At 64.1% G+C, this 19,334-nt stretch carries 19 protein-coding genes, 1 tRNA gene and 1 riboswitch; of the genes, 11 read left to right on the top strand and 9 right to left on the bottom strand.

Annotated elements, in window-relative coordinates:
* Positions 1-10 precede the first annotated feature (10 nt).
* Positions 11-1,426 (top strand): MFS transporter, encoded by a 1,416-nt coding sequence (locus tag RI444_RS19320; RefSeq protein WP_207605455.1) that lies wholly within the window; start codon positions 11-13, stop codon positions 1,424-1,426.
* A 21-nt stretch (positions 1,427-1,447) separates the two neighbouring features.
* Here the strand turns inward: RI444_RS19320 and RI444_RS19315 are convergent, their stop codons facing one another.
* From RI444_RS19315 to RI444_RS19305, 3 genes are all read right to left on the bottom strand, one after another.
* Entirely contained in the window at positions 1,448-1,924 is a 477-nt protein-coding gene (locus RI444_RS19315) for a nuclear transport factor 2 family protein (RefSeq protein WP_021474043.1), read from the bottom strand.
* Positions 1,925-2,026: 102 nt separating this feature from the next.
* Positions 2,027-2,097 (bottom strand) — tRNA-Gly (locus RI444_RS19310).
* A gap of 74 nt (positions 2,098-2,171) precedes the next feature.
* Positions 2,172-3,725, bottom strand: coding sequence for a D-alanyl-D-alanine carboxypeptidase family protein (locus tag RI444_RS19305; protein WP_069696810.1), 1,554 nt, complete (start codon positions 3,723-3,725; stop codon positions 2,172-2,174).
* Between the two features lie 195 nt (positions 3,726-3,920).
* Between RI444_RS19305 and RI444_RS19300 the strand changes: the two genes are divergently transcribed.
* Positions 3,921-4,364 (top strand): SRPBCC family protein, encoded by a 444-nt coding sequence (locus RI444_RS19300; RefSeq protein ID WP_021474045.1) that lies wholly within the window; start codon positions 3,921-3,923, stop codon positions 4,362-4,364.
* A 57-nt stretch (positions 4,365-4,421) separates the two neighbouring features.
* On the opposite strand, the gene RI444_RS19295 is transcribed toward RI444_RS19300, so the two are convergent.
* Positions 4,422-5,930, bottom strand: a complete 1,509-nt coding sequence (locus tag RI444_RS19295; RefSeq protein WP_242703201.1) for a CAP domain-containing protein — start codon at positions 5,928-5,930, stop codon at positions 4,422-4,424.
* Here RI444_RS19295 and RI444_RS19290 point away from each other — a divergent pair.
* From RI444_RS19290 to RI444_RS19280, 3 genes are all read left to right on the top strand, one after another.
* Positions 5,878-6,576 carry a hypothetical protein gene (locus tag RI444_RS19290; protein WP_021474047.1) on the top strand — a complete coding sequence of 233 codons (699 nt, stop codon included), beginning with the start codon at positions 5,878-5,880 and terminating at the stop codon, positions 6,574-6,576. The two genes, RI444_RS19295 and RI444_RS19290, sit on opposite strands and share 53 nt — an antisense overlap.
* Positions 6,570-7,145 carry a dCTP deaminase gene (gene dcd, locus RI444_RS19285; RefSeq protein WP_021474048.1) on the top strand — a complete coding sequence of 192 codons (576 nt, stop codon included), beginning with the start codon at positions 6,570-6,572 and terminating at the stop codon, positions 7,143-7,145. Before RI444_RS19290 ends, dcd begins: the two co-directional genes overlap by 7 nt.
* Positions 7,146-7,307: 162 nt before the next feature.
* Positions 7,308-8,249, top strand: coding sequence for a hypothetical protein (locus RI444_RS19280; protein WP_021474049.1), 942 nt, complete (start codon positions 7,308-7,310; stop codon positions 8,247-8,249).
* A gap of 143 nt (positions 8,250-8,392) precedes the next feature.
* Here RI444_RS19280 and RI444_RS19275 read toward each other — a convergent pair whose 3' ends face one another.
* The 3 genes from RI444_RS19275 to RI444_RS19265 all read right to left on the bottom strand — a co-directional run bounded on the left by RI444_RS19275 (position 8,393) and on the right by RI444_RS19265 (position 11,561).
* Entirely contained in the window at positions 8,393-9,592 is a 1,200-nt protein-coding gene (locus tag RI444_RS19275; protein WP_069696805.1) for a cation:proton antiporter, read from the bottom strand.
* A 5-nt stretch (positions 9,593-9,597) separates the two neighbouring features.
* A complete protein-coding gene (locus tag RI444_RS19270; RefSeq protein WP_021474051.1) occupies positions 9,598-10,080 on the bottom strand; it encodes a cation:proton antiporter regulatory subunit in 483 nt (160 codons plus the stop codon).
* A gap of 77 nt (positions 10,081-10,157) precedes the next feature.
* Entirely contained in the window at positions 10,158-11,561 is a 1,404-nt protein-coding gene (locus tag RI444_RS19265) for an MFS transporter (protein ID WP_069696804.1), read from the bottom strand.
* A 129-nt stretch (positions 11,562-11,690) separates the two neighbouring features.
* On the opposite strand from RI444_RS19265, the gene RI444_RS19260 reads away from it, so the two are divergent.
* The 6 genes from RI444_RS19260 to mnhG are packed head-to-tail and all read left to right on the top strand — an operon-like array spanning position 11,691 to position 17,945.
* Positions 11,691-14,672 carry a Na+/H+ antiporter subunit A gene (locus RI444_RS19260; protein ID WP_179011916.1) on the top strand — a complete coding sequence of 994 codons (2,982 nt, stop codon included), beginning with the start codon at positions 11,691-11,693 and terminating at the stop codon, positions 14,670-14,672.
* Positions 14,669-15,169, top strand: coding sequence for a Na(+)/H(+) antiporter subunit C (locus tag RI444_RS19255; RefSeq protein WP_021474054.1), 501 nt, complete (start codon positions 14,669-14,671; stop codon positions 15,167-15,169). The genes RI444_RS19260 and RI444_RS19255 overlap by 4 nt, the downstream gene beginning before the upstream one ends.
* Positions 15,166-16,734, top strand: coding sequence for a Na+/H+ antiporter subunit D (locus RI444_RS19250; RefSeq protein WP_069696826.1), 1,569 nt, complete (start codon positions 15,166-15,168; stop codon positions 16,732-16,734). The genes RI444_RS19255 and RI444_RS19250 overlap by 4 nt, the downstream gene beginning before the upstream one ends.
* Complete coding sequence (locus tag RI444_RS19245) at positions 16,731-17,297, top strand: Na+/H+ antiporter subunit E (protein ID WP_021474056.1); 567 nt, start codon at positions 16,731-16,733, stop codon at positions 17,295-17,297. The genes RI444_RS19250 and RI444_RS19245 overlap by 4 nt, the downstream gene beginning before the upstream one ends.
* Positions 17,294-17,572: a monovalent cation/H+ antiporter complex subunit F gene (locus RI444_RS19240; RefSeq protein WP_021474057.1), complete on the top strand. Its 279-nt coding sequence runs from the start codon at positions 17,294-17,296 to the stop codon at positions 17,570-17,572. Before RI444_RS19245 ends, RI444_RS19240 begins: the two co-directional genes overlap by 4 nt.
* A complete protein-coding gene (gene mnhG, locus RI444_RS19235; protein ID WP_021474058.1) occupies positions 17,562-17,945 on the top strand; it encodes a monovalent cation/H(+) antiporter subunit G in 384 nt (127 codons plus the stop codon). The genes RI444_RS19240 and mnhG overlap by 11 nt, the downstream gene beginning before the upstream one ends.
* 47 nt (positions 17,946-17,992) lie before the next feature.
* Here the strand turns inward: mnhG and RI444_RS19230 are convergent, their stop codons facing one another.
* Both RI444_RS19230 and RI444_RS19225 read right to left on the bottom strand, forming a co-directional pair.
* Entirely contained in the window at positions 17,993-18,253 is a 261-nt protein-coding gene (locus RI444_RS19230) for a DUF4235 domain-containing protein (RefSeq protein ID WP_021474059.1), read from the bottom strand.
* Positions 18,254-18,290: 37 nt separating this feature from the next.
* A complete protein-coding gene (locus RI444_RS19225; protein ID WP_021474060.1) occupies positions 18,291-18,962 on the bottom strand; it encodes an NUDIX hydrolase in 672 nt (223 codons plus the stop codon).
* A gap of 182 nt (positions 18,963-19,144) precedes the next feature.
* Positions 19,145-19,280, top strand: a riboswitch (TPP riboswitch).
* Positions 19,281-19,334 lie beyond the last annotated feature (54 nt).

Here is a 19,334-nt window from a genome sequence, read left to right as displayed (position 1 = left end):
AGGACTTCCTTTGGCACCCCCTCCGCCTTCTGCGGCAAACGTCAGCCAGCCCGTCGTCGATTCCCTCTCCGCTGGTCCCATGCCGGTCACGAACCAGCCGGGCACAAACAAGCCGGACACCAGCACCCAGCCGCTCGCCGTCGTGAGCGAGAAACTGCCCTGGCGGCACACATTCATTTCACTGAAGGTTCCTAACTTCCGGATCTTCGCCATCGGCCACTTCATTGCCGTCATCGCTGTGTGGATGCAGCGCATCGCGCAGGACTGGATGGTGCTTCAACTCTCCGGCTCCGTCACCGCCGTCGGAATAACCGTGGCCCTGCAGTTCCTGCCGTCGCTGTTCCTGGGACCGTGGGGCGGGATGATTGCCGACCGCTTCGCTAAACGGAAGATCCTGATCATCTGCCAGTCCGCGGCCGCGATCCTGGCGGCAGCGCTGGCGGCCCTCTCCCTGACGCGCGTGGTGGAGGTGTGGCACGTCTACGTGATCGCGCTCCTGTTGGGCTTCGTGACCGTGCTGGACCAGCCCGCACGCCAAGTGTTCGTCAACGAGCTGGTCGGTCCCAAGTACTTGCGGAACGCCATCAGCGTGAACTCCACAACGTTCCAATTGGGCGGGCTGATTGGTCCGGCCCTGGCAGGCTGGCTCCTGACCGCCGTCGGAGCCGGTTGGGCCTTCGCCGGGAACGCCGTGGCGTGCTGTTCCACGGTGACCATGCTCTTCATCCTGCGCAAGGATCAGCTCCACATCAGCCAGCCCACGCCCCGCCGGAAGGGCATGCTGCGCGAAGGACTGAACTACGCGCTCAGCAAGCCGACCATCTACTGGCCGTGGTTGATGGCCGGGTTCGTGGCGGTTTTCGCGATGAGCCTGCCCGTGCTGCTGGCCGCGTTCGCGGACCACGTGTACGACGCCGGTGCCGGAGGCTACGGCCTGCTGAACGCCATGGTTGCGCTCGGTGCGCTGACGGGGGCAGTGGCGTCAGCGCGCCGTCGCCAGCTCCGGCTGCGTTCGGTGGTGGTATCCGCGGGCCTCTACGGACTGATGCTGGTCCTGTCGGCGGCTATGCCCTCCATGGTGTGGTTCTGCGTGGCCATGGTCCTTGCAGGGTTCTGGTGCCTCATGTTCCTGACTGCCGCCAACCAAATGGTCCAGACAAGTTCGAACATGGGCATCCGGGGTCGCGTCATGAGCCTCTACCTGGTGGTGCTCATTGGCGGCCAGGCAATTGGCGGTCCGGTGATGGGCTGGCTCGCCGAACACCTCGGGCCGCAGCTGGGCATCCTGATAGCAGGCGGCGTTCCGGCAACGGCAGCCGCGGTGGTCGCCGTCGTCCTCGCCCGCCGGTCCTCGCTGCAGCTGAAAGTGGACCTGCGCGACCGTCGCCGCGTAGTGCGGATCGTGGAGAGGACACAGACCGCCTGAGGCCTGGCCGGCGTCGGTGGATTACCGTGCCGCTTCAGCCGGTGCTTCCCGGGTTGCCGGCCGGCCATGTGTGACCCGGTGACTGACCCTGTCCGCGGTGTCGACGACGCGGGGGAGATGCTCCACAGGCTCCATATAGAAGCGGGCGCTGTTGATGGCATGCTCTTCCACACCGAAGATCACTACACCCGTCAGCTCGTGGGGTGTTCCGTCGCGCCAGGCACCCTGCATGTGCAGTTCCGTCCACACCTGGTCTGCGGAAACACTGTGCGAGACCATGCGGACCTTGATGTCCGGAACTCCGGTGAAGAGCTGCTCCCAGTTGCTGCGGATAGTGTCGCGGCCCGTGAATCCGCGGGTGGGGTGGGCCGGGGTTTCGTTGACGTAGCCCGGAGCGAAGCACTCCGCCAGGCTTTCCAGATCGTGTTTGTTCGTGGCTTCCAACAGGCGGTGGATGACGGCGAGCGGACCCGCCCCAGCATCGTCGGTGAGAGTCATGGGGGACCTCCCGGGTAGGTGATGTACCTACGATTTTAGGCTCGGGGCGGCACAAGAAAAGACCCCTTGCCCGTGGAACCACAGGCAAGGGGTCTTCGTCTGAGCGGGCGACGGGAATCGAACCCGCGTATCGAGCTTGGGAAGCTAGCGCTCTACCATTGAGCTACGCCCGCATTCGTCCCGGTTGGTGACCGGAGCGAATCCCAGCTTAGCGCAGTTCACGAGCTGTTCCGGACAGACGCGCGAGCTACTTGAAGAGCTTCAGGCTGTTCCACCCGGAGCCGACCTGTGCATACGTCGTCCACTGCCCGCGGCCCAGTCCGTAGTTGTACAGGTTGCCTTCCATGGTCTGGGCCGTGATGCCCCGCGTTCCCGCGCCTGTCAGACCAAAGCTCGGCGTCAGAACCCGCATGTATTGCCACCCGGTGCCGACCGTCATCGCCGGCCCGTAAAAACCGGCCCAGCCATCACCGCGATAGTTGATGAGTGCTCCCGATGACCTGCGGGCAATGATGTCGTTGGCGCCATCGCCCTCCCAGTCGGCCATGGTGAGTTCGAGGCCGTTCCACCCCGTGCCGATGACCTGCGGGCCGCTGAGTGCTCCACCGAACGTGTTGGGGTAATAGCGCAGGACGCCGTCGGGGAAGTATCCAACCACGGAAGGCCGGGGATGGGCGTGCGACCACTTGCCCACGGTGATGGTCATGCGGTCCCAACCGCCGTTGCCCACCACAACCTGCCCGGCGAAGCCACCTCCGGGAAGTCCCCGGTAGACGCCCAGGACACCGTTGTTCCACTGGGCCAGGATGTCGTACACGCCGTCAATGTCCCAGTCCACCACGAAGCCTTGTTTCAGCCCCGTCCAGCCCGAGCCGATCTGAACCGGCGCCGCGTAGCTGCCCACCGCCGTCGCCGGGTAACGCAGCAAGCGGCCGGAAGAATCGGCAGCCACCAGGTCCGCTCCGGACTTGATGCTGGCGGCAGCGGCCGGGTTGCCCGCAAAGTACTGCTCCATGGTGGCGTAGCCGCGGCGGTTCATGTCCGTCGCCAGTGCCACTCCCACGTACCGCAAATGCCACGGTTCGTAGCTGTAGCCCGTGGTTCCGGTGTAGCCGTTGGGGTAGCGCACTATGAAACCGTACTTGTGCGCGTTGGCAGCCACCCAACGTCCGGCCACGGTGTCCCCGAAACACGTGCTCAGGCCGCAGGAACCGTTCTGGTTGCCGACGTCCACCGCCAGGCCGGTCTGGTGCTCGCTGTAGCCCGGCCTCGCGGAAATGGTGTCCGCATATGCCTGGCCGTAGATGCTGACGTAGTAGGCATAGACCTGCTGCTGTTGGGCGTAGGACCGGTAGCCGCTCACGATCGACAGCCCGCCCGTGCCCGCGTCCGCTGCCCCTTGGAACAGGCCGTTCAGCCACGCCGCTGCTTCGGCCCTTAGGTACTGCCCTGAGCCGCGCGCATTGATGAGGTCACCCGGCGCGTAGCTTGCGGGGTTCAGCGGACGGGACTTGTTCACCAGCACGGAGAAACTCGCGGGGTCGCTGATGGGGTCCACGCTTGGCAGCGGGTTCACGGTGGCGGGCAGGGCGGCCTTGGCAACCGACGACGGCGGTGCGGCGTTGGGCATTGCACCCACCCGCGCCGGGGTCATGTGGGCTGCACTTGCCGATGCGGCGGCCGTTGCGTCTGCCGGTGCGGCGACTGCTGCGCTGCCCGCCACCACGGCGAGGCCGGCAGCCAGCCCGACCAGCCGTCGTCGTACTATTGCCGCCCGAGCGCGGTGATCGTGAAGCTGCATGTTTCCCCCAACATCTGTTTTTGCCAGCGGCACGCACTCTACCGCGCCCCGGGGTGCCATGTCAGGTAACCATTCGATCAAGGCTCGCCCGAGTGCGTGTTGGAGGCAGGTCCGGCTGATTATTCTGAAGGTGTTAGCTGCAGTGTATGGGGAACCGGGCTACGACCATTCGACCGTACGCCGAAAGAAGTTTCCGTGGCACTCGCAGCCTATGAAGTGGTGATCAACAGGGACGCCATGACCGTTTACGGGTTCCTCATGGATGGCCTTAACAATTCCCTCTGGCGTTCCGGCGTGCGCAGCATTTCGCTGCAATCAGGGGAGCGCGGCCAAAAAGGTGCCGTGTACCAGCAGACGCTGACAGGCCCCGGCGGCCGGTCGATCGCCGCAGACTTCCGGATCACTGACGCGCGGCCCGGAGCGGAAGTCCGTTTCGAAGTCATCGCCGGACCCGCACGCCCCACGGGCGGCTACTACCTCAGCACCGAGGGGCCTGCAACGCGCCTACGGTTTGCCCTCGAATACCACCCCAAAGGCCTGCAAAAGCTGATGGTTGGCATGGTCCAAAAAACCATGGAGGCCGAGGTTGCACAGCTGGAACAGCTTAAGGCAGTGATCGAATCGCGCCCTGCCGCCTGACGTTCGTTGCCGGCCCGGCCCCGGCTGGCTGCGCCGGTCTGCTACTGCGCAGGCTTGCTACTGCGCCAGTTTGAAGCCGGTCCAGCCGCCGCCCACGGACACTGGCGTTGTGAGTCGTCCCGAGGTGAGGTCCCAGTACTCCAGAACGCCGTTCGTGCCCAAGCCCGCGACGCCCGTGCTGCCGGGCCCGTCCACTCCCTGAAGGGAACGCAAGCCGGTGTAGTCGGTCCAGGCCGCACCGACAATCGGCCGTGCTTCCTGGCGCGGAGTGGCCAGCCCGCTGCCGCGGTACAGGCGAAGGTAACCGCTGGCCTCCACCGTGAGCAGGTCCTGGAAACCATCGGCGTTGTAGTCCACCATGCTGAGCCGCACCGCAGGATTGCCTGTGGCGATGGCGGCCTGGCTTCGGATGTACGTCATGCCGGAGTTCTTGTAGAGCCACAACCCGCCCGAACCGTCCATGGCCACGATCTGCGGCAGGCGGTTGGTCGCGCACCACTGACCCACCGCGAGGGTCAGCGATTGCCACCCATGGCCCAGGACGCCGGGCGAGCCGAACCCGCCCGAAGCCCTGCCCGGGTACACCAGGAGCTGTCCATCCGTCCGCTGGGCGATGAGGTCGAACACCCCGTCACGGTCCCAGTCCGAAACGAAGAGTTCCTTGAGCCCGGTGAAACCCTGGGCGATCTTCCGGGCCGCACCGTACTTGGCGTTGCCCAGGGAGGGGTACGAGTACACCGAACCGTCGGCTGCGACAGACACGAGGTCCGCTCCGCTGCGGATGGCGGCTGACTTCAGGTCCACCGTGGGCGGCTGGTATTTATCGCCGGGTTCGCAGGCGGCCACCGGATCAGCCGGAGGGGTGACCGTTCCCGGAGGCGTGCCTGTTCCGCCCGGTTTGGTCACCGTCCCCGACGGCAACGTGGTGTAGCCGAAGAAGTTGACCACGCCCCACATGGTGAAGCGGTTGGGCGTGGTCTGCCAGTTACCGTCGGTGTACGTGATGCCGATGCCGATCACGTTGAACCGGGGATCCCTCAATACGGCATCGTGGCCGGGAGAACCCTTCCACCACTCCACCAACTGTGCGGCGTCGCGGTCCCAACGGACGGCGATCACCTCGCCGGCACCGTTGTTCGGGTTCAAGGCGCGGGGATCCGTCCAGAAGTTGGCCCTGTGCTGGATCACTTCCCGGCTGGCAATGTTGTTGGACCAATCCTGCGCGAGGCCTGCCACGGTTGCGTGGTACTTCACCGGGGCCAGGCCGAGGGAAGCCCGGTAGCTGTTGATGGAATTGAAAACAGTGAGGATCGCGGCCGAATTACTGTCGGGAAGCAGAGCGAGGGCGCCGTTGTCAGCGTTGGCGTCGCCGCTGGGGGTCTTGCCGGGGAACGGTGTTGGAGCGCTTGTCTGAGTTGTGGCTGTGCCGGTCGGCGTCGGCGTCGGCGTTGGAGTTGCGCTGGGTCCCGTTGCCTTGGTGGGGGTCGGGGTGGCGGTGGGCTTGGGTGACGGAATGGCTGTTGCCGACGGGCTGGCCGTTGCAGTGGGCGCTGCTGTTGGGGCCACCGTGGCGGTGGGCTTGGGTGACGGGGTCACCGTTGCGGTGGGCGCTGCCGACGGCGGCGCGGAAGGTCCGGGTCCAGCGGCGGGTGCAGTCGGCGTCGGGACTGCGGACGCGGACGGTTCGCTCGGTGCCGGTCCAGAGGCACCCGCCCCTGCGCTCTCTGATGGCGTGCCAACCGTACCCGGGGCGTCCGGACCCCATGACGGTCCGATCGTCGGCACCGGCGGCGGGCTCTCAATGGTCGGCTCGACGGCGACTGGCCGGGTTGGCCCGGCAGGTGCCGGAATCGATCCCGGGTCCGTCGCCGGGGTGGACGTGGAATCCCCGCCAACCGCGGGCGTGTCCACCGCAGGTGAGGGTGCCGGCGTCGTACTTGGTTCGGGAGCCTGGAAAGCGGAAGGTGCGCTGCTGGAGGGGGTGGTCCCGCCCCCCGGCGTGGATTCCGTCGCCGGAAGCAGCTGGCTGGATCCGACTATGACCAATGCCACTGTTCCGGCCACGACCATAGCCGCGGGCGCTGCCCATTTCCCCACAATTACCCCGCGAATGCTCGTTGCCCCCAAACCACGGGCGCGGCTTAACTTGTCCGGGAACTATCGTCCCACGGGAGCCGGAACAATCAATACTGTATTTTTGATGCTGTGCTGATCTCTGACCGCGATATTCGTGCCGAAATTGACTCCCAACGGATTGTCCTTGAACCGTACGATCCCGCGATGGTTCAGCCGTCTTCCGTGGACGTGCGGATTGATCGCTTTTTCCGGCTGTTCGACAACCACAAATACGCCCACATCGACCCCGCCGAGGAGCAGCCCGAGCTGACCCGCCTGGTGGAGGTCGAGGGCGACGAGCCGTTCATCCTGCACCCGGGTGAATTCGTCCTCGGTTCCACGTATGAAACCGTGAGCCTTCCGGATGACATCGCGGCGCGGCTGGAGGGAAAGTCCTCCCTCGGCCGGCTTGGTCTTTTGACCCACTCCACCGCCGGGTTCATTGACCCGGGATTCTCCGGCCACGTCACGCTGGAGCTGTCCAACGTGGCAACCCTGCCCATCAAGCTCTGGCCCGGGATGAAGATCGGCCAGTTGTGCTTCTTCCGGCTCACGTCGGCAGCGGAGCACCCCTATGGGTCCGGCGAGTACGGCAACCGCTACCAAGGCCAGCGTGGCCCGACCGCCAGCCGCAGCCACCTGAACTTCCACAGGACGTCCATTTAGCTGTTCCCGCCCGCCGAGGGGTTAGCTCCCGGCGCTTAGGTGGGGGCTTAGTGCCGGGAACTCACCCCTCGGTGGAGGGATCTGGCCGGGACTGCTCCTCCACACTGTGGGTAACCCGTTCGGGGCCCAGCTGAGGCGCCTTTGTCGTGCCAAAAATGGTTCATGAGGAAACCTGCGGCCCTGCCTTTCGACATCCAAGGACGTTCGTTCACGTTGTCCCAGCAGAGGGATGCAGGCGTTCCCGAGCACCGAGCGTGGGCCAGTGACTTGCTGGTTCCCAGCCGGGGCATCCGGGTTCCGTGGGGCCAAACCCAGGACATCCGGCACACAGCACGCGTTCTGACGTCGGTCTGTGAGGGGACCGTTTGTGTTCGTGAAACTGCTGCCAAGTTGTGGCTGTGTCCGTTGCCATTGGCCACCCAGCGCAGCTTCCTGGTGCACCTGTCCCGGCGTGATGGAACGCACCGGCCGCAACGGCGTGGAGTCCGCGGGCATCGGATGGTCCTGCCCGACGCGGATGTTTGCGAGCTGGACGGCGTGCAGCTGACCACCCCGGCGCGTACGTGGTTGGACCTGGCAAACGTCCTGCCGTTGGAAGACCTGGTGGCGGCGGCCGACCATTTTGTCTGCAGCCAGACCAGGAGTTTTGGACACAACCGCACCGCCCTGTGTTCGCTCGCCGACTTGGCTGCGCAGATCGAAGCAAACGCCGGTCAGCGGGGAATTCGCAAGGCCCGGGCTGCTTTGGAACTCGCGAGGGTAGGTGCCGATTCCGTGCCCGAGACTAAGCTTCGCCTGGCCCTGGGCCGTGCATTCCTCCCCGAACCGGTGCTCAGTTATGTGGTGTGCACTCCGGAGGGGCGGGAAATAGCGTGGCCCGACCTCGCCTTTCGGGAGTTCAGGGTGGCTGCCCATTACGACGGCGGACATCACCTGACTGCCGAGCAGAAAGAATCCGATATTCGCCGGGACGAAGCCCTGGCCGAAAACGGATGGACATCCATAACGGTGACGGCACAGCACATCCGGTCCGGTGGCTATGATGCCGCGGCAAGACGTGTACGGGATGCCCTGATCCGCAAAGGGTGGTCCCCGAGGGGTTAGTTCTCGGGGTTTAGGTGAGGGCTTAGTGCCGAGAACTCACCCCTCGGTGAGGGAGTCGTTTGGGAGTGCACCCCGAGGGGTTTGTTCCCGGGGTTTAGGTGAGGGCTTAGTGCCGGGAACTCACCCCTGGGTGAGCGGGGTGTTCAGACCGGGGTGGGCTCGGTTCTCCGGGGAGGAGCCTTGGGGCTCTTGCGGATCATCTTGACCAAGGGCTCCACGAACCGGGCCGCGAGTGGGCCCAGGATGGCCATAATGAGCACGTAAGCCGTTGCGAGAGCCGCGAGCTCGCCTGGAACGGCGCCGGACGCAAGGGCAAGCCCGGCAATGACGATCGAGAATTCGCCGCGGGCAATCAAGGCCGCCCCTGCCCTGAAACGACCGGGAACTGCGATACCCGCGCGCTTGGCTGCCCAGACGCCGGTAACCACCTTGGTTGCGGCCGTGAGGATCGCCAGGACAAGCGCCCAGCCGAGGACCGGCGGAATAGATGCCGGATCGGTGTTGAGCCCGAACGCTACGAAGAAAATGGCCGCGAAAAGGTCCCGCAGGGGTTCCAGGATGCGGGTGGCGTTGTGGGCGGTTGCGCCGGAGATGGCGATGCCCAGCATGAAGGCACCCACTGCGGCCGAGACCTGCAGCGCTGAGGCCAAACCCGCAACCAGGAGCGCCAGGCCGAGGACGTTGAGCAGGAACACCTCGGAGTTCTCGCTGTGGATCGCCTTCGACACCCGATGTCCGTGCCGCAGCGCCACCACCAGGACCACCGTGACAACAGCCAGTGCTATGCCCACGGTCTGCAGCCCGCCGAGGAAGCCGACGCCGGCAAGGATGGCGGTGAGGATCGGGAGGTAGACGGCCATGGCGAGGTCCTCGAAAACAAGGATCGACAACACCACGGGTGTTTCACGGTTACCGATCCGGCCAAGGTCCGTAATGACCTTCGCGGCGATGCCCGAGGACGAAATGTAGGTGACGCCGCCCATCACGATTGCCCCCACCAGTCCCCAACCAAGGAGCATGGCGATGCCCGCGCCGGGGATGAAGTTGAGGACAAGGTCCATAATTCCGGCTTGCCATGAGCGCTTGAGTCCGGTGACCAGTTCGGAAGCGGTGTATTCCAGCCCGAGCATCAGCAGGAGCAGGATCACCCCGATCTCGCCGGACAGGTGCGCGAACTCATGCAGGCCATCCAAATCCACCAGTCCGCCTGCCCCAAAGGCCAGTCCGCCAACCAAGTACAGCGGAATCGGGGACATACCGATCCTGCCGGCCAACCTGGCAAGCAGCCCCAGGCAGAAGACTACGGCGCCCAGTTCCACCAGGGTCACTGCTAAAGGATCCATGCGGGTCAGCCGTTACGGAAGATGGCGGCGGCCAGGTCAAGGCCTTCCTGCGTGCCGACCGCTACGAGCAAATCACCGGGATGAAGGACGTCTTCGGGTGACGGTGACGGGATCACCTCGCCTTCGCGCATGAGGGCGACGATGGAAACCCCGCTCCGCGTCCTGATCTGTGCCTTCCCCATGGGCTGGTTGGCGAAGGGGGAACTGGACTTGATGGAGAACTGCCGGGTGATGATGCCCGGGAGTTCCTTGTGATCTTCCGCAAGCCGCATGGCAATGTGCTGTCCGCCAAGGAGGTTGCCCAAGGTTGCAGCTTCATCGGCCGTCAGCGGGATGGAAGCCTGGCAAGTGTCAGGATCGTCCCATGTGGAAACGAAAAGTTCGGTCTCACCCTCACGGTGCTCAACCACGCCGATGCGACGACCCGACGCTGTGACGAAGTCCTTGCGGACACCGAGGCCCGGGAGTTCGGTCTCTTCCACGTTCATCTCTCAACCTTAACTCTGTAGAAAATCTTCGATAGTCCGCTTGGGAGCGGCATTCGTGCCCGGTTCCCGCCGGGCCTTTATTTGCTGGGGACCACGGCAATCGCGGTCTTGCTCGGCGGCTTCACCGGCAGGATCACCAGCAGGCCTGCCAGCAGGACCACCATGATCCCGAGGATGCCCCAACGTTGGGCCCCACCTTCTTCAACAAACGGAGCGGCGATTGTGATGCACAAGGTGAAAAGACTGGGAGCGAGGAAGCTGACAGCCCGACCCGTAGTGGCGTAAAGACCAAAAAGTTCGCCCGATTCGCCCTCCGGAGCCAGCCTGGCAAGGTAAGCCCGGGATGACGATTGCGCCGGTCCTACGAACAGGCAGAGGAGGAGTCCGAAAACCCAGAAGGTGGTGGAGCCGGCCCATTGGTATCCGAAGAAATCATAGTCCCCGTTGCCGAGGACCAGGATGACCGTTCCGGCGATGAGCAACCCGATCAACGACAGGACGATGACGGCCTTGGGCCCGATCCTGTCATCCAGGAAGCCGCCCACGATGGCGCCGGCGGCTGCGACCACGTTGCCGAAGATTGCGAAGAAGATGACGTCCTTCAGTTCAAAGCCGAACGTGCCTGCGGCAATCACCCCGCCAAAGGTGAAGACGGCGGCCAGCCCGTCCCGGAAGATCGCGCTGGAGAGAAGGAAGAAGATCGTGTGCGGGCTGGTGCGGTAAATGGCTGCGATACGCCGCAGCAGCAAGCGATATGAAGCGAAGAAGCCCAGCGAGGCAGTGTCCTTGCGAATCCGCACTTCGGGCACCGTCAAGAGGACCGGCAGGGCAAAGACAAAGAACCACAACGCCGAGAAGACGGCCACCAGGCGGATATTAAGGGAGTCTTCCGTGGACGAACCGAACCACTCGAAAGACGGCTGGACAAACAGTTGCAGGACCAGCAGGAGGGCGACAATCCCGCCGAGGTACCCCATGCCCCACCCGAAGCCACTGACCTTGCCGATGTTCCTGGGCGTGGAGATCTGGGCGAGCATCGCGTTGTAGTTGACCCCTGCGAATTCGAAGAAGACATTCCCCAGCGCGATCAGGCTGACGCCCAGCAGAAGGAAACCCGGTTCCGGGAACACGAAGAAACACAACGCGGTCAGAACTGCCGTCGCTGCAGTGTTGACGCCCAGCCAGAGCTTCCGGCGCCCTCCGGCATCCGAGCGTTGGCCGGTGACCGGGGCAAGGAGGGCAATGGCGAGGCCGGCGACGGCCAGGGCGGTGCCAAGGGCAGCAGATGCAGTATCTTCCCCGCCGAAAGCATTCGATGTGAGGTACACGGTGAACACGAAAGTGGTCATCACGGCGTTGAACGCAGCCGAACCCCAGTCCCATGCAGCCCACGCCAGTATTTGGCCTTTCTTGGAAGAGGCAGGACCCGAGGCAAGCTCGGACGACGGTGGGGAAGTTTCGGGAACTGCAGCCGCGTTCATAGCCTGAATGCTATCCGGAGCAGGGGAAAAACTGTCGGTTCGCCTTGATAAACTAGACAGACTGAACCCAACGTATGTACCGCCTGCTCCAACTTTTGATAATTCATTCCTGACTTTGCGGAGACACCTTTGATCACAGTTCTCGCCATCACCTTTGTAGCGGCAACTGTGGCGCCCTTGATCTTCAGCAAACTCGGTAGGAACGCTTTTTATGCCTTGGCCGCCATACCTGCCGGCGCGTTCATTTGGCTGGTCCTTCAGCATGACGCTGTATATTCCGCCGGCGGCATAGAAGAGATTGTCCCCTGGATTCCGGACCTGAAACTGGAATTCGCGTTCAGGATGGACGCCCTGTCCTGGGTGATGTCGCTGTTGATCCTTGGCGTGGGCACGCTGGTGCTGGTTTATTGCGCGCGGTACTTCAAGAATTCAGACCACAGTCTTGGCGGATTCGGTGCCCAACTGCTGGCTTTTGCAGGCGCGATGTTCGGTTTGGTGACGTCCGATGACCTGCTGATGCTGTTCATCTTCTGGGAACTGACCACCATCCTCTCCTACCTCCTGATCGGCTACGCGCGGACCAGGCTGGCAGCGCGCCGCTCGGCCCTGCAGGCATTGATGGTCACCACCGCAGGCGGGCTGGCGATGCTCGTGGGCCTCATCATCCTCGGCCAGGCAGCCGGAACCTACCGGATCTCGGCGATCCTCGAGCAAGCCGGGGAGCTCGTGGGCGGCCCCATGCAGGATGCCGTGACCGCCGCCGTCGTGCTTGTCCTGGTTGGTGCCATCACCAAATCGGCCCTCGTCCCGTTCCACTTCTGGCTGCCCGGTGCCATGGCGGCGCCCACGCCGGTGAGTGCATACCTCCACGCTGCGGCGATGGTGAAGGCCGGCATCTACATTGTTGCCAGGCTTGCTCCCGGTTTTGCCGAGTCTGCGTTGTGGCTGCCGCTGGTCCTCGGATTGGGCCTGGCGACCATGCTCATCGGCGGCTACCGGGCGCTGCGGCAGACCGATATCAAGCTCATCCTCGCCTACGGCACTGTCAGCCAGCTCGGCTTCCTCACCATGGTGGTTGGCTTGGGCAGGCCGGACGCGGCCCTGGCCGGACTGGCACTGTTGCTGGCCCACGGTTTGTTCAAGGCAACGCTGTTCCTGGTGGTGGGCATCATCGACCACCAATCGGGTACGCGTGATATCCGCAAGCTGTCCGGCGTATTCCGTTCCTCCCGGGCTTTGGGCGTAGTGGCTGCCATCGCCGCAGCATCGATGGCCGGTGTGCCGCCGTTGGCTGGCTTCGTGGCCAAGGAGTCGGTGTTCGAGACGTTCGTGCATTACGCCACCGAGCACGATGCGCCCGCCTGGGGCATCTGGATCCTGGTGGGGCTGGTGATCGGCTCCATCCTCACATTCGCTTACAGCGCGCGGTTCATGTGGGGGGCATTCGCCACGAAGCCCGGCATTGAACGCACCCCGTTCAAAGCCATCAAGCCTGCTTTCCTCGCGGCCCCTGCCATCCTTGCCGCGCTGTCAATCGCCTACGGCGTCTGGCCGGTGCCCGTGGACGCTTGGATCCAGCCCTACGCCGCGCTCTTCGCAGGCAAGGAAAACGCCGTCGACGCCGGACACCTGGCTTTGTGGCATGGCGTCACTCCCGCTTTGGGACTGACAGCACTGACCTTCGCGGTGGGCGCGGCGATGTTCTACGGCCGCAACTTCGTGTCCCGGGCACAGGCATTTGTCCCTGACTGGGTGGATGGCGACCGCGCCTACCAGCACACCATCGGCGCGTTGGACGACGTCGCGGTCTGGATCACCGGCCGCACGCAGCGTGGTTCCCTGTACTTCTACCTGACGGTCATCCTCAGTGTCGCTTTCGCGGTTCCCCTGACAGCACTGCTCGTTTCCAACAAGCCGTTGCCCGGCAACGTGTACTTCATCGATCCCAATTCGCCGCTCCAGCTGATTGTGGGAATCGGCATTGTGGTGGGTGCGCTTGCGGCCGTCCGGGCCAACAAACGTTTCCTCGCCGTACTCATGGTGTCCGTCACCGGTTACGGGATCGCCCTGGTCTTCGCCCTCCAAGGCGCTCCTGACCTCGCCTTGACCCAGATGCTCGTGGAAACAATCGTCCTGGTTGCTTTCGTGCTGGCCATGCGAAGCCTTCCTGCAGAGCTGAGGGACCGCACCGGCGGCAGGCTGCGGGTTATCCGCGTCATTATCGGTGCAGCCTTCGGCGCCACCATGATCTTCGTTGCCATGTTCGCGATGGGTGCGCGGGTAGCCACGCCGGTCTCCCTGGAGTTCCCGAAGCTTGCCTACGAAGGCGGCGGGGGACTGAACGTCGTCAACGTGACCCTCGTGGACATCCGGGCATGGGACACGTTCGGTGAGATCTCGGTGCTGGCCGTTGCAGCCACCGGTGTGGCCAGCTTGATCTTCGTGCGCAGCCGGGGCGACCGGATCCGCACGTCAGCGGCAGTACCCGAAGGCAGTGTGGGCCGGCGGGTGGAGCGCGATTCCCGCGACAGTGCCACGCTGGCCGTCGCCCGGAAGTTCAGCGACGTGACACGCGATGCCTGGCTTGTGGCAGGCCGTACCCTGGCCCCCGAGCGCAGGTCCATCATCTTCGAAGTTGTCACCAGGTTGATCTTCCACTCCATGATTGTCTTCTCGATCTACCTGCTTTTGGCCGGGCACAACCTGCCGGGCGGCGGTTTTGCGGGAGGCCTGACAGCAGGCCTGGCCCTCACCATTCGTTATCTGGCCGGCGGCCGGTTCGAACTCAGTGAGGCAGCGACAGTCAGCGCCGGAACACTCCTGGGAACTGGCTTGGCCACGGCGGCTGCGTCCGGCGTCGTACCGCTGTTCCTTGGCGGCCAGGTGTTCCAGAGCGCCATCATCGAGTTCTGGCTCCCGGTGTTCGGGGACGTCAAGTTCGTCACCTCCACCATCTTCGATATCGGCGTGTACGTCGTGGTGGTGGGCCTGGCCCTGGACGTGCTCCGCAGCCTTGGTGCCGAGATCGACGAGCACTTTGAAGGAAAGGGAGCCCCCATCGCCGAGGAAGACGCCGCCGAGACCGCCTCTGCAGGGAAGGGCAACGCATGAGCATCAACCTGACCTTGCTGATCGTCATGGGCGTTCTCTACGCCTGCGGGATCTACCTCATCCTGGAACGCAGCCTTACGCGCGTCCTGCTGGGCCTGATGCTGCTGGCAAATGCCACCAACATCCTCATCCTCGCGACCGGCGGCTACGCGGGCCTGGCTCCCTTGTACAGCAAAGAGACAGATCCGGGGGCCTACAACGACCCCCTGCCGCAGGCTTTGATCCTGACGTCGATCGTCATCTCCTTCGCCGTCACGGCTTTCATGCTCGGCATCATCTACCGCACCTGGGCCCTGGCACGGCAAGACGAAATCCAGGATGACGTTGAAGACCGCCGCGTGGCCAAAACACCCAGCTACGACGCTGAAGACGATGCAATCGTTCCCTTGGAAACCTCGGAGTTCGCCATTACGCCGTCCACCCCCGAGGAACGCCTGGATCCGGAAGAAACCGAAACCCCCAAAACGGCAAAGAGCCGGGAAGGAGGCAGCGCGTGAATCTCGCTAACCTGTCACCGCTTGCTGTCCTTCTCCCCATCCTGGGCGCTGCGCTGGCGTTCGTCTTGATCCGGCACACTGCGGCGCAGCGTGCCGTCAGCATCGGGATCCTGAGCCTCACACTGATTCTGGAATCCTTCCTCCTCTTCTCCGTGTGGAACGGCGGCACGACGTCCGTCACGCTGGGCGGTTGGCTGCCTCCGTGGGGCGTGGTCCTGGTGGTGGACCAGTTCTCCTCACTCATGCTGGTGGTCTCCACGGTGGTGAGCCTCGCGGTTTTGATTTACGCAACCGGCCAGGGCATGGCCGACGGCGACCAGGAAGCTCCCGTCTCGATCTTCCACCCCACCTACTTGATCCTCGTGGCCGGCGTGTCCAATGCCTTCCTCACCGGTGATCTCTTCAACCTCTACGTGGGCTTCGAGATCCTCCTGACCGCGAGCTACGTACTGATGACCCTGGGAGGTACCGGACCACGCATCCGCGCCGGCGTCACCTACGTGGTGGTCTCGGTTGTCTCCTCGGTCCTGTTCCTGATCGCCATCGCCATGATTTACGGCGCCACCGGCACCATCACCATGGCGGACCTGGCCATCAAACTGGCCGAGCTGGATCAGGGGACCCAGAACCTCCTGCACGTGATGCTCCTGGTAGCCTTCGGGATCAAAGCAGCCGTCTTCCCGCTGTCCTTCTGGCTGCCGGACTCCTACCCGACGGCCCCGGCACCGGTCACGGCAGTCTTCGCAGGCTTGCTGACCAAAGTGGGCGTGTACGCCATGGTCCGGACGGAGACGCTCCTCTTCCCGGGGGACACGCTCAACACCCCGCTTATGGTGGTGGCCCTGCTGACGATGGTGGTGGGCATCCTCGGTGCCCTGGCACAGAGCGACATCAAACGTCTGCTCTCCTTCACCTTGGTCAGCCACATCGGGTACATGGTGTTCGGCTTGGCGGTGTCGTCCGTGACGGGGCTGGGAGCGGCAGTCTTCTACGTGGCCCACCACATCACGGTGCAGACAAGCCTGTTCCTGGTAACGGGCCTCATTGAACGTCGCGGCGGATCGTCGTCGATCGACAGGTTGGGCGGACTGGCCAAACTCTCCCCGCTGCTGGCCGTGCTGTTCTTTTTACCGGCCATGAACCTTGCAGGCATTCCGCCCTTCTCAGGGTTCCTGGGCAAACTCGGCCTTCTGCAGGCCGGTGTGGATCTGGGAACACCGCTGGCCATAACGCTTGTAGTGGGCGGGGTTGTCACAAGCCTCTTGACGCTGCTGGCGATTGCCCGCGTCTGGAACAGGGCCTTCTGGCGCAAGCCCGAGGACGCTGACTTCCCGGACCCCGTCCTTCAGTCTCCCGGCAGCGTCGGAGTCCTCCCGCGAAGCATGGTGGGTTCCACCGCAGCGCTGGTGGTCTTCGGAGTGGCACTGACAGTCTTCGCCGGACCGCTCTTCAACCTCGCCGGCGGCTCTGCGGAAATCATGCTGGACCGGGGTGCGTACATCCACTCCGTGCTGGGTGACACCGCTCCCGTGCCCGCGCAGGCGCAGCCGGGTGATGCCAAATGAGCCGTAAACCCATATCCTTCCGGACCGAATTGCCGCTGCTGGTCTGGCTGGTCATCGTGTGGGGTGCCCTCTGGCGGGACTTCAGCCCGGGCAATCTGCTGTTCGGCGCGTTGATCGCGATCATTGTGGCCAAGCTGTTCTACCTTCCGCCCGTGGAACTCAGCGGGCGGTTCAACGTGCTCCGGGCATTCCGCTTCGCCCTCATGTTCCTCGGCAAAGTGGCGGCAGCGAGCTTCCTGGTCCTCTACTTGGCCGTGGTCAAAGGGCCCAGCGTGCGCAGTGCCATCGTCGCTGTTCCGTTGCGGAGCCATTCCGACCTCATGGTGACGGCCACCGGCCACGTCATTTCGCTGATTCCGGGCTCGCTGGTGGTGGAAGTGGACCGCTCCACGTCCACCCTGTACCTGCACGCCCTGAACATGAAAACCGAAGAGGACATCCAGAAGATCCGCCGGGAGGTCCAGGACATCGAAGCCGGGCTGATCCGGATCATGGGAACACGTGAAGAACTGGACGCGCTGCAGGCCGAGCAGCACCCAGGTGTGAAAGGGGCAGCGCTGTGAAAGAACTTGTACTGGTGCTAACGGCGGCAATCCTGAGCCTGGCTGCTGCCGGGGCCATCATCCGGATCGCCATCGGCCCGTCGCTCCTGGACCGCGTGCTGGCATCGGACGTACTGCTGGCCATCCTGGGCGCGGCGCTGGCTATCGACATGGCCGTGAACCGCCACTTGAACAACCTCATGCTGCTGGTTGCCCTGGCCGTTATTGGATTCATCGGATCCGTAACGGTTGCCCGCTTCGTGGCCGACAGAAGGGGTCAAAGCAATGAGTCCTGATGCAACGGGCATGGACGCAGTCATTGATGGCGTGACCGCCGTCTTTCTGGTGGTGGGCGCGCTGATGTCCCTGGGTGCTGCTATTGGCTTGCTGCGTTTTCCCGACCTGATGAGCCGCATGCACGCCGCCACCAAGCCCCAGGTCCTGGGTTTGTTCCTGATGCTGGCTGCCATAGGCCTGCAGATGAGGACGTGGTGGGTGTGGCCGGTCCTGCTGGTGGCCTGGATCTTCCAACTGCTCACCGCTCCAGTCTCCGCGCACATGGTGGGCCGCTCCGCGTACCGCACCAAGCACGGACACCGGGAACTGCTGACCAAGGATGAACTGGAAGCAGTGGTCCAGCGGGCAGCCGAAAGCCAGAAGGAGAACTGACACGCGTTCCTGCGTTTCAGGAACGCGTGCCAGGAAACCGGAAGCTCCTAGATGATGTCCTGGGACTTCGCGAACCGGGCAATGGCACGCTGGGTTCCGCGGCTGGTGAGCACCTGGATGAGCGTGCTGACGAAAGCCGATACCAACGCGAAGGTCAGGGCTGAGCGGAGGCTCGTCTCGACGTCGTCGTGGCCTGTGGGCGGCTTGTGGCCTGTGGCCTTTTCCCAACCCTTGTTCACCAATTTGGTGCCAAGGAAACCCGCGCCGAGGCTCACACCGGCACCCAGAAGCTTGAAGAAGAAGTTCATGACCTCAGCCTAGCGTCACGGCGGTGGGGGCCGCGTTTTACTGCTTGTTCCCGCGTTCCTTCAGGAACGCAGCCATGGAGCCCGGAGGTGACAGGACGGGCCGCACCTGATGCTCGGCCTGCCACACGGCCTCCACACTGTGGAACTCCGAGATCTCCTTGAGCAGGAAGTACGTTGGGGGCATGAGCTGAAGCTTGCCCTCTGCCTCGGCCGCCAGGATGCCTTCCACCGGCATCCAGAGTGACTGCCAGGCCTCCGTGGTTTGGTGCTGCGGCTCGGCTCCGGGGGCGGGCCTGGCCACGTAGAAGTAGGTGTCGAAGCGCTTGGGCATGTCCGTGGGCGTCACCCAGTTGGCCCAGGGGCGGAGCTGGGAGGCGTCGAGGGTCAGCCCTGCTTCCTCGAACACTTCACGGATGGCAGCCGCCAGCACCGTGCCTGCTTGCGCATGCGGGTCGGAGGCCGCGATCGAGCTCATCGCCCAGTCGGCCGCATGCCTTTCCAGCAGTTCGGAGGAGTAGTCCCAGCCCTCCGCGTCCGAGGCATCGACGCGACCGCCGGGGAACACCACCATGCCGGCGGCAAAGTCCATGGAAGAGACCCTGTGCTGGACAAAGGCTTCCAGTCCCGCCGACGCATCCCGAAGCAGGATCACGCTGGCGGCAAGGCGGGGTTCGGCCACGGGGGTGTCCTTGGCTGGCTGTTCTGTCATGGGATGGGCGCCCCTCTTGCTGCTGTGAATCCGGTGTGCTGAATCTGCTGGCCCCATTCTCTCAGGTGTGCGGCACAGCGGGTCGCGGCTGTGCGCCCGTGAAACAGCAAAAGGTTTATGACCGGGCCCATAACCCGGCGCACCCCTTCCGGTGTAAACTGGGCACGCCCACAAGGGCAGATTGATAACGACAGGGGAGCGCCGCCGTCGAACCTGCAGGCATGCAGGAGACGCGAGGGCGCTGAGAGTGCGGACAGCCGCAGACCCTCGAACCTGATCCGGTTAGTACCGGCGCAAGGGAGTCGAGCTTCTCAGAGTGTCCGGAACCGGATGGCAGCAGGCCACCGGGAATACCGGGGAGCACTTTCCCCT

Source organism: Paenarthrobacter sp. AT5 (assembly GCF_032764245.1).
In the GTDB taxonomy this organism is placed as follows: Bacteria; Actinomycetota; Actinomycetes; order Actinomycetales; family Micrococcaceae; genus Arthrobacter; species Arthrobacter ureafaciens.
Note: the sequence above shows the minus strand (reverse complement) of the source record. Positions and strands in the feature narration are given on the sequence as shown.